General features: G+C 69.3%; 14 protein-coding genes. 6 read left to right on the top strand and 8 right to left on the bottom strand.

Annotated features, from left to right (window positions below):
- Nucleotides 1–356: 356 nt before the first annotated feature.
- Nucleotides 357–587 carry a hypothetical protein gene (locus ING98_17155; GenBank protein MCA3103599.1) on the bottom strand — a complete coding sequence of 77 codons (231 nt, stop codon included), beginning with the start codon at nt 585–587 and terminating at the stop codon, nt 357–359.
- Between the two features lie 423 nt (nt 588–1,010).
- Here ING98_17155 and ING98_17150 point away from each other — a divergent pair, with 423 nt between their 5' ends.
- Nucleotides 1,011–1,655 carry a cyclic nucleotide-binding domain-containing protein gene (locus tag ING98_17150; GenBank protein MCA3103598.1) on the top strand — a complete coding sequence of 215 codons (645 nt, stop codon included), beginning with the start codon at nt 1,011–1,013 and terminating at the stop codon, nt 1,653–1,655.
- 284 nt (nt 1,656–1,939) lie between these two features.
- Nucleotides 1,940–2,824: a DMT family transporter gene (locus tag ING98_17145; protein ID MCA3103597.1), complete on the top strand. Its 885-nt coding sequence runs from the start codon at nt 1,940–1,942 to the stop codon at nt 2,822–2,824.
- A gap of 54 nt (nt 2,825–2,878) precedes the next feature.
- Here ING98_17145 and ING98_17140 read toward each other — a convergent pair whose 3' ends face one another.
- The 5 genes from ING98_17140 to ING98_17120 all read right to left on the bottom strand — a co-directional run bounded on the left by ING98_17140 (nt 2,879) and on the right by ING98_17120 (nt 7,118).
- On the bottom strand, nt 2,879–3,769 hold the full coding sequence (locus ING98_17140; GenBank protein MCA3103596.1) for a hypothetical protein: 891 nt from the start codon (nt 3,767–3,769) through the stop codon (nt 2,879–2,881).
- Nucleotides 3,770–3,817: 48 nt separating this feature from the next.
- Nucleotides 3,818–4,099 (bottom strand): hypothetical protein, encoded by a 282-nt coding sequence (locus tag ING98_17135; GenBank protein MCA3103595.1) that lies wholly within the window; start codon nt 4,097–4,099, stop codon nt 3,818–3,820.
- Nucleotides 4,096–4,584, bottom strand: coding sequence for a hypothetical protein (locus ING98_17130; GenBank protein MCA3103594.1), 489 nt, complete (start codon nt 4,582–4,584; stop codon nt 4,096–4,098). The genes ING98_17135 and ING98_17130 overlap by 4 nt, the downstream gene beginning before the upstream one ends.
- A gap of 88 nt (nt 4,585–4,672) precedes the next feature.
- Nucleotides 4,673–6,097, bottom strand: a complete 1,425-nt coding sequence (locus ING98_17125) for an MmgE/PrpD family protein (GenBank protein MCA3103593.1) — start codon at nt 6,095–6,097, stop codon at nt 4,673–4,675.
- A gap of 7 nt (nt 6,098–6,104) precedes the next feature.
- Complete coding sequence (locus tag ING98_17120; GenBank protein ID MCA3103592.1) at nt 6,105–7,118, bottom strand: tripartite tricarboxylate transporter substrate binding protein; 1,014 nt, start codon at nt 7,116–7,118, stop codon at nt 6,105–6,107.
- 196 nt (nt 7,119–7,314) lie between these two features.
- On the opposite strand from ING98_17120, the gene ING98_17115 reads away from it, so the two are divergent.
- The 3 genes from ING98_17115 to ING98_17105 are packed head-to-tail and all read left to right on the top strand — an operon-like array spanning nt 7,315 to nt 10,051.
- Complete coding sequence (locus ING98_17115) at nt 7,315–8,250, top strand: ABC transporter substrate-binding protein (protein ID MCA3103591.1); 936 nt, start codon at nt 7,315–7,317, stop codon at nt 8,248–8,250.
- Nucleotides 8,247–9,251 carry an iron ABC transporter permease gene (locus tag ING98_17110; protein ID MCA3103590.1) on the top strand — a complete coding sequence of 335 codons (1,005 nt, stop codon included), beginning with the start codon at nt 8,247–8,249 and terminating at the stop codon, nt 9,249–9,251. The genes ING98_17115 and ING98_17110 overlap by 4 nt, the downstream gene beginning before the upstream one ends.
- The gene (locus ING98_17105) at nt 9,248–10,051 is read left to right on the top strand and encodes an ABC transporter ATP-binding protein (protein MCA3103589.1); all 804 of its coding nucleotides are present in this window, start codon (nt 9,248–9,250) and stop codon (nt 10,049–10,051) included. Before ING98_17110 ends, ING98_17105 begins: the two co-directional genes overlap by 4 nt.
- A gap of 39 nt (nt 10,052–10,090) precedes the next feature.
- Here the strand turns inward: ING98_17105 and ING98_17100 are convergent, their stop codons facing one another.
- The gene (locus ING98_17100) at nt 10,091–10,888 is read right to left on the bottom strand and encodes an SDR family oxidoreductase (protein ID MCA3103588.1); all 798 of its coding nucleotides are present in this window, start codon (nt 10,886–10,888) and stop codon (nt 10,091–10,093) included.
- An 89-nt stretch (nt 10,889–10,977) separates the two neighbouring features.
- Between ING98_17100 and ING98_17095 the strand changes: the two genes are divergently transcribed.
- Nucleotides 10,978–11,790, top strand: coding sequence for a DUF2272 domain-containing protein (locus ING98_17095; protein MCA3103587.1), 813 nt, complete (start codon nt 10,978–10,980; stop codon nt 11,788–11,790).
- Nucleotides 11,791–11,803: 13 nt separating this feature from the next.
- On the opposite strand, the gene ING98_17090 is transcribed toward ING98_17095, so the two are convergent.
- Nucleotides 11,804–12,187 (bottom strand): hypothetical protein, encoded by a 384-nt coding sequence (locus ING98_17090; GenBank protein ID MCA3103586.1) that lies wholly within the window; start codon nt 12,185–12,187, stop codon nt 11,804–11,806.

The raw sequence follows: 12,187 nt of genomic DNA, 5'->3' as shown, positions 1-12,187 counted from the left end.
AGCCGGCAATGGCGCCCGATGCGCTTCACAGCATCATCTCCAAATCTGCTCCAGACCTTATCTTGACGGAGGTCTTGGCTCCAGACAAGGCCAAGATTACGTACGATGGACAAAGCCTACTGCAGGTTCGCGCCGACACATCTGTGACTTTTTCACATTCTGACACGCGGTCGATCCGGTCAGGCTGGACCGCCCTGACTCCGAATCGACGCTCGCCGTGCACTGGAGCAGGCTAGCCGGCCTTGCTCGGCGTCGGTGCCGGTGGAGCGGGTGCTGTGCAAGCAGGTCTCAGGATTGCGACTTCGTGGCTTCGCCTGCCCGCACTGTTCTGGTTGTTGCCCGCACCGACGTACCCACTACCCCCGCTTCCCGCGCAAGGGCAAGGCAAGGCCAGCCCGCACGCAGCGCCAGACCTGGGCGCAGGCACGCCAGAGCAGAGCGCTGGCGTGCCGGAGGCCCTGGCGCAGCTGACGGGCACGTTCTGCTCGTGCCCAGGCGTGCAGTTCATGCAGGGCCTGAGCGTCGAACACGGGATACGAACGGTTCAGGCTGGCGTTGACCTTCGGATCGCAGTGCAGGTCGTTCATGACGGGTACCCCAATGAGAGAGAGCCGCCGACCGCGTTCTGGCTGGGCCAGGGACGCACAGCAGCGGTGGCCTTCACTCTATGGAGTCACTGCGCAGGCATCTGTGCGCGGTTTACCGCTTCGATGTGACCGATTCACACCCCTTTGCCGGCGAGTGCCCGCCCCCGATCATTGCGTGCGCTGCGCGTGCTGCTCGTGCCAGGCCGGCATAAACGCCGGCAGCTGCGAGCAGCGTGGGATGCGTACCGTATTCGACGACCCCGGCTCGGCACTGCCCAGCCTGAGGACGGTTCGACTTGCGCGGCATCGCCCGCAAGTCTAGATTGCGCGATCCGATCCCGGATCGTCATGGCGACGATGGGCGCGCGGTTGCAACGCGGTTGCAACGCGATTGAAAAGCAACAGTCACCCGACAGGTACGCAATGGACACGAGCGAAGATCGGACTTCTGGCGGTGACGGCCGGGCGCTGACCGATGCGTTGGCCGCCCACGGCGTAGTGCGCCGGTTTCCGCGCAACGCGGTGATCATCACCGAAGGGGACACATCGGACAGCCTGTACGTCATCATCACCGGACGGGTGAAAGTCTATCTCGCTGACGAGACGGGTCGAGAAGTGGTGCTCAATGTGCACGGACCGGGAGAGTACATCGGCGAGATGTCGCTGACGGAGGGCACACGCACTGCTTCGGTGATAGCGCTGGAAACCTGCGAACTGTCGATCGTGACTCAGAGCGCGTTCCGGCAGTTCATTGCACAGAATCCGGACGCCACCTATCACCTGATCCGCAAGCTGATCCATCGTCTGAAGGTCGCCTCCAATGGCGTACGCAACCTCGCCCTGCTCGATGTGTATGGCAGAGTCGCACGCCTGCTGATTGATCTGGCCGTGGACCGGGACGGCAGCATGGTGGTGCCGGAGCCACTGACCCAGCAGGAAATCGGCAACCGCGTGGGATGTGCACGCGAAATGGTGAGCCGGATCTTCTCTGACCTGACCGCCGGCGGCTACATCCGGTTCGAAGGCAGGCACATTCATATTCTTCGTACGCTGCCCAAGGATTGGTGAGGTCGGCCAGCACGCCTCGCAACCGATTACGGGTAGAACGGGCAGAGCCGATAGCCGACCGGTCCGAGCTCGGTGGTGTCGAGCGTGAGCTTGATCGAGAAATCCTCGCCGGCACGCAGTCCGGTCCGGTTGTCGGGTGCCGGATAGGCAAGTGCGATCGATTACCGGCGACGAGGTCGGGTCTTCATCGCGCCGATGCAAAACTCAAGACTTGACCCCATTTCCCCAAGACTTGACCCCATTTCCTTTCCCTGACCCCATTTTCCACATCGGATGCTCCCGCGTTGACGCTTCTGCTTGCTCTCGCCTCGGCGTTCGCCTTCGCCTGCGCGATGATCGCGAGCAACGTCGGCCTGCGCCACATGAGCGCCCGTGCCGGGGTGACGGTAAGTGTGCCGTCTGCGGCGGTGCTGTTCTGGCTGGCGCTGCCGGCTTTCATCGATCCGGCGCTGGCGGCGGCGCCGATCAGCGCGCTGGGGATATTCCTCGCCGTCGGGCTGTTCTTCCCGGCGGCGGTGACGCTGCTGGTGTTCGAGTCGAACGCCCGGCTCGGGCCGACGATTGCCGCAACTGTGTCCTGTACTGCACCGCTGTTCGCAGTAGCGGCCGCGGTGCTGCTGCTGGGCGAAGTGCTGGATCTGCGCCGCGCCGCTGGCACACTGGCTGTGGTCCTCGGCATCGCTGTGCTGTCGACCGCCGGAAACGCATCGAAGGCCGCCAGTCCGGGCGCGGGCAACGCGGTGGACGGACGCGGCATGGTGCTCGCGCTCGGTGCGGCGATGCTGCGGGCCGCAGCGCAAGTCCTGCTCAAGATCGGCTTCGTGTTCTGGGCCAGCCCTTATGCCGCGATCCTGGCCGGCTATACGGTGTCGGCTGCGGTGATCCTGATTGCCTCGCGGTTGCTCGCCGGACGCGCGCCGATCGTGCGTACCCGGGGCGGCATTCCATGGTTCATCCTGGCGGGGGTGTGCAATGGTTCGGCGATGCTGCTGATGTATGCCGCGCTGGTGGACGGCGAGGTGAGCCTGGTGGCACCGATCGTGGCCGGTTATCCGCTGTTCACCCTGCTGTTGTCAGCGCTGTTTCTGGGCAACGAGCGGCTGGCAGGCCGGCACCTGCTCGGTGTCGCGATCACCGTGGCCGGTGTGGCACTTCTCGCTTCGCGCTGAATCGCCTGGCGGGCAGTGGCGTGCATCGTTCATGGCCTGGAAGCACGCAGCTGGCTAGGGGTCCCGGAAGATCCGGTCTGTCTTGAAGGAGACCGCGACCTGCCCGGCATTATGGCCATAGAAGTAGCCGAAGTCCGTCAAGGCCCGGGTGACAAGGTCGAACAGGGCGTGATCCGAGCGCCGGGATGGATGGTCCGCAGGCGCCGTGATGTCGTTCCCCGCGGTCTCGATGATGCGGTCGACCTCCCACATATAGACCGGATCGAGGACGAAGATCGCGTCCACGTCCAGTCGTCGGCCTGCGCCGTCCAGGCGAAATTTTCTGCCCCCCTCCGGACCGGTGGAGAGGAGGACGAGCTGATACAGACCATCGTCCGAGACCATCCGATACTCACCGGGAATGCGTTTGAATTCCACAATGGCGATGACGACCTCGCGCGGGAACACGAAAACGCGGATAGTACTTTCAAACACCCCTGCGAGCGCCTGGCTGCGGCCTCGAGGACGCGATCGTCGCGCCGACGCGCTGCACGCGCAGTGCCGTGGCCCCCGAATCGGGTGGCCAACCCGGCAGCACGGCGCAAGATGGCCCTCGAATCCATCGTCCTCACCCGTGCCCCGCTCGTCGAGCGACGCGTTGGCGAGGGAGGCGCTCGAGGCGCCGATGGAGATCTGGATATGGCTGAACGCCACTGTGCTCGAATAGCCGATCACGGCCACCGGACTGTCGGAGCGATCCTGCACGGCAGCCAGCGCGGCGGTCATCGTCTGCGCTCCGGCCAGCGCGCCCAGCAGCAGCAGCGGCTCGATGCGCAACAGGTAGCGCCCCACCAGCAGGCCCACGAACTGCGGCACCAGCGTGACCACGATGCCGCCGAAGAACACCGCGAGGCCGACCTCGCGGATCGCGTCGATGAAGACCGGGCCCGCCTTCAGCCCGATCATGGCGACGAAATTGGCGCCACGTGACGATCGGATCGGCTCGCCGGCGAGTCACGCGATGCGATCGACGGCGGGCGCGAGTCCATGAAGCGTCAGGATGTCGCCGGCCTCTAGACGCTGCCCGGGTTCGACAGGCAGCGCAAGCCCCGAGCGCCGGATCGACTGCAGGAAGACGCCACGAGACGCGACCGTCTCCGCGCGGATTTCGGCGACCGAGCGGCCGACCACCGAGGGGCTGCTGAGAACCACATCGCGCGTGGCGACCGCCACCTCGAGCAGTTCGTGGTCGTGCACCTCCTCTGCGCTTCCAGCCAGCAGCTGAACCAGCGTCACGCGCGAGCCGATGACCGCGACCGCGTCGCCTGCACGCAGCACCGTGTCCGGTTGCGCTCGACGAAAAGGCGTACCGGCGCGACGCTGCGCTCGGCCGCGGCAACGGTGAGGCCGACGAACCGATGGCGAGCCTCCAGCCTGTAGGCTCGCATCGCGAACATGCACCATCCCGAGTCGATGCCGTCGTCCTCGCGGGTGAAGCCCATCGCGGCCTCGAGGCCCCGGCCATCGGCCTTGAGATCGGCCCGCAGCAGCCAGGGACCGATGTAGGCGCAGAACAGGATGACCCCGACGGTGCCGAAGAGGTAGGTGAGGGCATCGGCCACCGGAATCTGGGCGATGAGCCGGGACTTCTCCTCCGCGGAAATGGGCAGCGCGCGGATCGCCTCGCTGGCGGTACCGATGACCGGGGATTCGGTCAGCCCGCCCGACATCATGCCCGCCGCGTACCCCTGCGGGTCCAGCCAGACCCAGGCAGCGGTCACTTGGCCAGTTCGCGCAGCACGTTGCGTCGCCGCTTCATGATCTCGCGCGCTGCGGTCATCTGCAGATCGAGGATTTCACCATCGAACGTCAACTCGCCAGCGCGCCGACATCCGGCAGCCCGTCCACCTGCCATAGCTGGCCGAGCAGCCGCCGCGCCCGCGCCGCTGTCAGCACAGTGCCCGCCAGCGCCAGGAACTTCGCCTCCAGCTGCACATCGCTCACCGGGCGCCCCGGACTACCGGTGGCATGTTCGATCGCCTGGCGCAACACCCGCCCGTCGGCCAGCGACAGTTCGACCTCGCAGCCGTGCTGAGGCATCGCGGGGTCTGGCGTCATCTCGACCGACCGTCGCACGCCGGCTACCACCGGGTCGTGTACCCGCGCATCGGTGAACTGCGCGGGCAGGCAGGTACCATCCACGAACGCGGCCGCCATCGCATGCTGGAACGACAGGCGCGCGGCCAGTCCATCGGCGGGCTCGGGACGGCTCTCCAGCCGGATCGCGAGCGGGTTCACCCGTCCGCCGATGCGCACCACCTGCGCCGGCGACACGCCAGGCTGCGTGCGCAGCGCGAACATCGCATCGACCATCGGGTGGCTGAGGATCGCCGATGCATAGGGCTTGGGTGCGTTGTCCATCAGCAGCCAGCGCTCGCCGAGGCCATCGACGATCGCCTCGGCGTCGAACGCCCCGGCGGCGAAGGCCTGCGCGAAGCCGTGCGGCCCTTCGAGGATGCGCGTGGTGCTGCTGAAGCCGCGCTGCGCCATCAGTGCGGCAAGCAGCCCGGACTGCGCAGCGCGCGCCGGGTGGAACGCCTTGGTCATCGTGCCGAAGGTCTCGCGCAAGCCGCCGGCCTGGGTACCGGCGAGCCCGAACGCGACGGCCATCGTCGACGCATCCAGCCCCAGCAGGCGGCCCGCGGCGGCCACGCTGCCGAACACCCCCGCGGTGCCGGTCATGTGCCAGAGCGCGCCATGGCGCATCTGCTGGATCGACAGCGCGACGCGGCAGCAGGCTTCCAGTCCGAGCACCGTGGCGGCGAGGAAGCTGCGGCCGTCCGTGCCGCGGTCTTCGGCCAGCGCCAGCGCGGCCGGGATCGTCGGCGCGGAGGGATGCAGCACCGTCGGGAAGAAGGTGTCATCGAAGTCGTCCAGGTGGGCGAGCAGCCCGTTGGCGAGCGCCGCATGCATCAGCGGCACCCGCTGGCCGACGCCGATCACCGTCGCGCGCGGCCGGCCGCCTTCGGCCTGCAGCACGTCGAGCAGCATCGGCAGCGCCGGGTCCTGCGTCGCGTGCAGCGCCACGCCGAACAGGTTCACCAGGCAGCGGCGGCCCTCGTGCAGCACGGCCTCGGGGATCGCCCCGGCGTCGGCCTGCGCAACGAAGGCGGCGAGCCGTGCGGTGACGGCCTCGGCTGCTCCACCTGCCGCGGCGCCCCTCTCGTCGCCCCTCTTGCTGCCCCTTTCGCCACCCGTGTCGCCACCCGTGTCGCCGCCCGTCTCGCCGCCCATCGCGCGCTCAGTCCGCCTGCGCGCCAGCGGCGTGGATGATCGGCGTCCACTTGCCGATCTCCGCCTTGATGAACGCGCCGGTCGCCTCGGGCGAACTGCCGACCGGGTCCAGCCCGAGCGTGGCCAGCGTCTCCTTCATCGACGACGTCTGCAGGGCCTTCACCGCCTCCGCGTTCAGGCGGCCGACGATCTCCTTCGGCGTGTTGCCTGGCGCCAGCAGCAGGAAGAACCCGGTCACCACGTAGCCCGGCACACCAGACTCGGACACCGTCGGCACCCCGGGCGTGACCGCCGGCCGCTTCTCACCGGTGGCCGCGATCGCGCGCAGCTTGCCCGACTTGAGGTAGGGCATCGCCGAGGCGATGTTGCTGAACATGAAGTCGATCTGGCCGCCGATCAGCGCGGCACCCGCCGGGCCGGCCCCCTTGTAGGGCACATGCACGAGCTTCGTGCCGGTCATCTGCTGGAACAGCACGCCTGCCAGGTGGTTCGCGCTGCCGTTGCCCGAGGAACCGAAGGTCACCTCGCCCGGGCGCGACCGGGCCAGCGCGATGAACTCCTTCAGGGTCTTCACCGGCACCGACGGATGGGTCGACAGGTAGTACTGTCCGGAGGTGAGCTGCGTGATCGGCGCGAAGTCGCGGATCGGGTCGTACGGCAGCTTGCGCACCAGCCCCGGGTTGATCACGAACTCCGGCGCGACGGTCATGAGCGTGTAGCCGTCGGCTGGCGCACGCGCGACGATCTCGGTGCCGATCACCGTACCGGCGCCGGCGCGGTTCTCGACCACCACCGATACGCCCATCTGGTCACCCAGCCGCTGCGCGATCAGACGGCCCATCGCATCGGTGCCGCCGCCGGCGGCGATCGGGATCACCATGCGGATCGGCTTCGACGGATACGGCTGCGCGGACGCATGCGGCGCAAGCGCAAGCATGGCCGGTACGAACGCCGCGAATGCGGGCAGCGCGTGCCGCAGTGCAGCCTGCGCGCACCTCGAGATCAGTCTTCCTGCGTACATCCCTGCTCCTCCTGCGCACCGTCTTGCCTCGAGCGGTACGTCTGCATCGGACCGTCGTCCGGCCATGCTTCGATCGTGGGCGCGCGCGTTTGCGCTGCCGGAGGACGCAGGTTAACCTAGCCCCGCGTCAGGTGCTGCGGGACCGCCCGGCCTGCCGAACAGAGGGGCGACTGTGCAGCGAGGGTGGACGAAAGGCATGCGGGCAGCAGGCGTGCGGATGGCAGGCGCGATCCTCACCACCACCGCAGTAGGACTATGTGCGGCTGCCGAGCCAGCGATGATCGCTGCGACTGCCTCCACCACTGCCACCACCACCGCGGCGATCGACCTGGTCGACGACCGCGGCCGCACGGTGCGCCTGGCCGCGCCGGCCCGGCGCATCGTCAGCCTGCTGCCGTCATCGACCGAGACCGTCTGTGCCCTCGGGGGCTGCGACCGGCTGGTCGGCGTCGACCGGTTTTCGAACTGGCCGCCGCAGGTCGAGCGCCTGCCGAGGCTGGGTGGCCTCGAAGACGCGCAGGTCGAACGCATCGTCGCGTTGAAGCCGGACCTCGTGCTGGCCGCCTCGTCGGCGCGGGTGCTCGACCGGCTCGACGCGCTGCGCATCCCGGCACTGGCGCTCGAGCCGAAGACGCTCGACGACATCCGGCGCGTACTCGACACGGTGGCCATGGCACTCGGCGACCCCGCTGCCGGGCAAGCCGAATGGCACAGGCTGTCGGCGCGCATCGATGCAGCCGCGCGGCGCGTGCCGCCATCGATGCGCGGACAGCGTACCTACTTCGAGGTGTCGTCCGCGCCGCATGCGGCTGGCGCAGGTTCGTTCGTCGGCGACATGCTCGCACGGCTGGGCATGGGCAATATCGTGCCGGCATCGATGGGCGTGTTCCCGAAGCTCAGCCCCGAGTACATCGTGCGCGCGCAGCCGCAGGTGATCTTCGCGAGCGACGCAGCCCTGCGCGAGATGCCGAAGCGGCCGGGCTGGCCGGCGCTGAGCGCACTGCGCGATCGCCGCACGTGTGCGTTCCTGCCGAACGCCTACGACACACTGGTGCGGCCCGGTCCGAGACTGGGCGAGGCCGCCGACCTGCTGGTCGAGTGCCTGCGCGCGCTCGACGAGGCGCGCCGATGAGGGTGGCAACAGCACGCGACGGTGGCGCAACGCTGCGCTTCGCGCTGCTGCTCACGGCCGCCAGTGCCGGGCTGCTGCTCGCCGGCCTCGCGGCCGGCAGCGACGGCTGGTCGCTGGCGTGGGCGGACGAATGGACGCTGGTGAGCGAGATCCGTGCGCCGCGCTCGATCGGCGCCTGGCTCGCCGGTGCGCTGCTGGGTTTCGCCGGGGCCGTGGCGCAGGGCCTGTTCCGCAATCCGCTGGCAGACCCCTACCTGCTGGGGTCCGCAGCCGGTGCCGGCCTGGGTGTCGTGCTGGTGCTCGCCGCCGGGGGTGCCGCCGGGGCGTCGATCGGGCTGGCGGCGGCGGGTGCATTGCTGCAGGCGGGCCTGGTCGGCGCGGCCTTCGCAGGCGCCCTCTGTGGTGTGGGGCTCACGTTGCTGCTGGCGCGCGGCGCCGCACGGCCGATGTCGCTGCTGCTGTGCGGCGTGGTGGTCGGCGTGCTGCTGACCGCGCTGTCCGACCTGGTGACGCTCGCCTCCCCCGAGGCGATGCGCGGCAAGCAGATCTTCCTGCTGGGCAGCACCGGCTTCCTCGGATGGACCAGCACGGCCGTGCTGGCCGCCGTGCTGGCCGCGGTACTGCCGGCCGCGCTGCGGGTGTCGCGCGCGCTCGACGCGCTGGTGCTCGGCGAGGCCAGTGCCGCGAGCCTCGGCGTACCGCTGCAGCAGGTGCGCCTGCTGCTGGTAGGCACGATGGCCATGGCCACCGGTGCCGCCGTCGCACAGGCGGGGCTCATCGCCTTTGTCGGACTGGTCGCACCGCACCTCGTACGCCGCTGCCTGAGCGTCGCACACGGGCCGCAGCTCGCGCTGTCGGCGATGGCCGGCGGCGTGCTGCTGCTCGCCAGCGACATCGCGGCGCGCACCCTGGTCGCGCCGCAGGAACTGCCGGTGGGTGTGCTGACCGCGGTGCTCGGCGGCATCTACCTGCTGGCACTGCTGCACCGGAGGCAGGCGTGAACGGCACGGCGCCGCCCCTGCAGGCCCAGGGTATCGGCGTCACCCTCGGCGGCCTGCGCGTGCTCGACGAGGTGTCGCTCGCGCTTCCCGCCGGGTGCTGGACTGCGATCGTCGGTCCGAACGGCGCCGGCAAGAGCACGCTGCTGTCGGTGCTGGCCGGCCTGCGCCGTCCCGACCATGGACAGGTAACGGTCGGCGGCGACCGCATCGAGACACTCGCCGCACGCGAACGCGCGCGGCGCGTTGCCTGGCTCGCGCAGCAGGGCGAGGCCGACGGCGAACTGGCGGTACGCGAGATCGTCGCGCTGGGGCGGCTACCTCACCACGGGCTGTTCGGCACCCCCGGGGCCGATGACCAGCGCGCGGTCGACCTCGCGCTCGAGGCGGCCGGTGCGACGGCCTTCGCCGGGCGCCGGCTGGACGAACTCTCCGGTGGCGAGCGGCAGCGCGCGCTGCTGGCAAGGGTGCTGGCGGTGCAGGCGCCGGTGGTACTGCTCGACGAACCGACCACCCACCTCGACGCGCCCCACCAGCGTGCGGTGCTCTGCTGCATCACGGGGCTGGTGCGGCAGCAGGCGGCGGTCGCTGCAGTCCTGCACGACCTCACGCTTGCGCTGGCCGCAGACCGCGTGGTGGTGATGGACCACGGACGCATCCGCGCCGCCGGGAGCCCCGGAGACCCCGCGCTGCATGCGGCGATCGAGTCCGTGTTCGAACAGGCGATCGTCATCGAGCCGATCAGCCGCACCGGCGCCGACGGCACCGCTGGCACGCGCTGGGTCGCAGTCCCGGCGCCCTGATGTGTCGTACTGACGTGTTGTACTGACCCGGCGCCCGGGTCAGTCCACCGCCACCTTCAGGTACGACGAGCGCCCACCATCGGCCGCGATCGTCGTGCCGTTCACCATGCGCGACTCGTCCGAACCCAGGAACACGGCGATCGCCGCGATGTGCTCCGGCTCGCCGACCGAGAACGGATAGAGCTTCTGCATGGTGATGCGCGCCTTCGCCGCCGGCGACGGGTTGTCGGAGAGCAGCCAGTCCTTGTTCTCCCAGCGCGCGATCGACCGCTCGGTGCGCACGATGGCCGGGGCGATCGCATTGGCGCGGATGTCGTACCCGACGTACTGCGCCGCCAGCGTCTGCGTGAACGACATGATGCCGCCCTTGGCCGCCGCATAAGCCGGCTTCTCGGAGCCCTTCAGCCCGAGGTGGGAAGAGAAGTTGATGATCGATCCGCCGCCGGCCGCGATCATGTGCGGGATGGCGTGACGGCAGCACAGGAACGGATGCAGCAGGTTGAGCGCCATCGTCCGGTGCCAGGTGTCGATGTCCATCAGGTGCACCGGACGATCTTCCTGCAGCGAGCCGCCGGCGCAGTTCATGATCACGTCGAGCCGGCCGAACGTCTCGACCGTACGCTCGACCGCATGCTTCACCTGCGCGTCGTCGGTCACGTCGGTGCGGATGAACAGCGCCTCGCCGCCTTCGGCACGGATCTGCGCCTCGGCGGAACGGCCGGCTTCTTCGTTCAGTTCGAACAGCGCGACCTTTGCTCCTTCGCGCGCGAACGCACGCGCGGTCGCACGGGCAATGCCGGCACCTGCGCCTGTGAGGAAGGCAACCTTGCCCGACATCCTGGCCATGACGACTCCGGCAAACGCGTGAAAGGAAGCCGCGGATTCTACGCGCAGCCCCCGCCGGGACCGATGCTAGACTTTCGGCGATGAAGACGCGTCACGTGCCTCTCCACTGGAACGGCCGCAGCGGCGGACGCGCCGCACGCCTGGCCACCCTCCTCGGCCTGCTCGCGCTGTGCGGATGCGCGACCGTCGATCGCGGCGCGCCGAAGGCGGCGGCCGGTCCGATCGAGATCCAGGACCGGCGCCAGCGGCTGGTGACCCTCGCGCTGCAGGAGTGGACCCTGTGGGGACGGCCACGCATCGACGCGTCCGGCAGGACCCTCGGTCGCCCGGATCCTTCAGCCTCGACCACATCGACGGTGCCGCGCAACGAATATGAGCCCGACTACACCAGCCGCGTGCTGATGTACTGGTTCGTCCTTCGCGGCAGCGACTTCGCGCCGCAGCGAGCGCTGCTCGCGGACGGATCGCTGACCCCGTGGTCCGCGGTATTCATCTCGTTCCTGATGCACGCGGCCGGCGTCCCGCGCGAGGTGTTTCCGCCCAGCGCCCGGCACTGGGACTACATCAAGCGCGCGCACGACTTCCCCGACCCGTCCGGCTTCGAGGCGCTGGATGCGACCCGCGCCGCGCCCCGGGTCGGCGACCTGATCTGCGCGACGCGCTCATGGACGGCCGGCGTGGTCACCACCTTTGCCCAGCTTGCCAGCGACGCCAGCCGCGGCACCTACCACTGCGACCTGGTGGTCCGCGTGTCCCCGGGGCGGCTCGGCGCGATCGGCGGCAACGTTCGCGATGCGGTCACCTGGACCGACGTGCCGCTCGATGCAGACGGGCGGCTGCGGCCGACCGCCGGCCGGCCCTGGCTGGTGGTGCTGCGGAACAACCTGCGCTAGGCTGGCCGGCGCATCACCAGATCACGCCGGCGACCGCCACCAGGGCAACCACTGCGAGCGCCCAGCTCAGCCGGACCGCGCGCACCCGGTTGAGTTCGACGCGCCGGACCATCTGCGTGTTCTGCTCGGCCAGCTCACGGATCAGTTCGGCCGACGCCAGCAACTGGCTGTGCAGGTCGGCCACCGTCGCATCGAGTGCGTCGATGCGCGCCTGGAACGCTTCCGGCGACCTGTCGTCGCGCGCCCGGGCCAGCGCCCCGGCATCCAGCGGTGCCTGCGCAGGCTGGCCGGCGACGCTGCTCCAGAGCTTCTTCGCGCCCTCGGCGACCTTCGGCGCATTGCGGATCACGTCGGACCAAGGCACCGCCTGTAGTACGGTCAACCAGCTGATTGGCAT

Source organism: Rhodocyclaceae bacterium (genome assembly GCA_020248265.1).
In the GTDB taxonomy this organism is placed as follows: Bacteria; Pseudomonadota; Gammaproteobacteria; order Burkholderiales; family CAIKXV01; genus CAIKXV01.
This window is presented reverse-complemented; position numbering and strand designations above follow the sequence as displayed.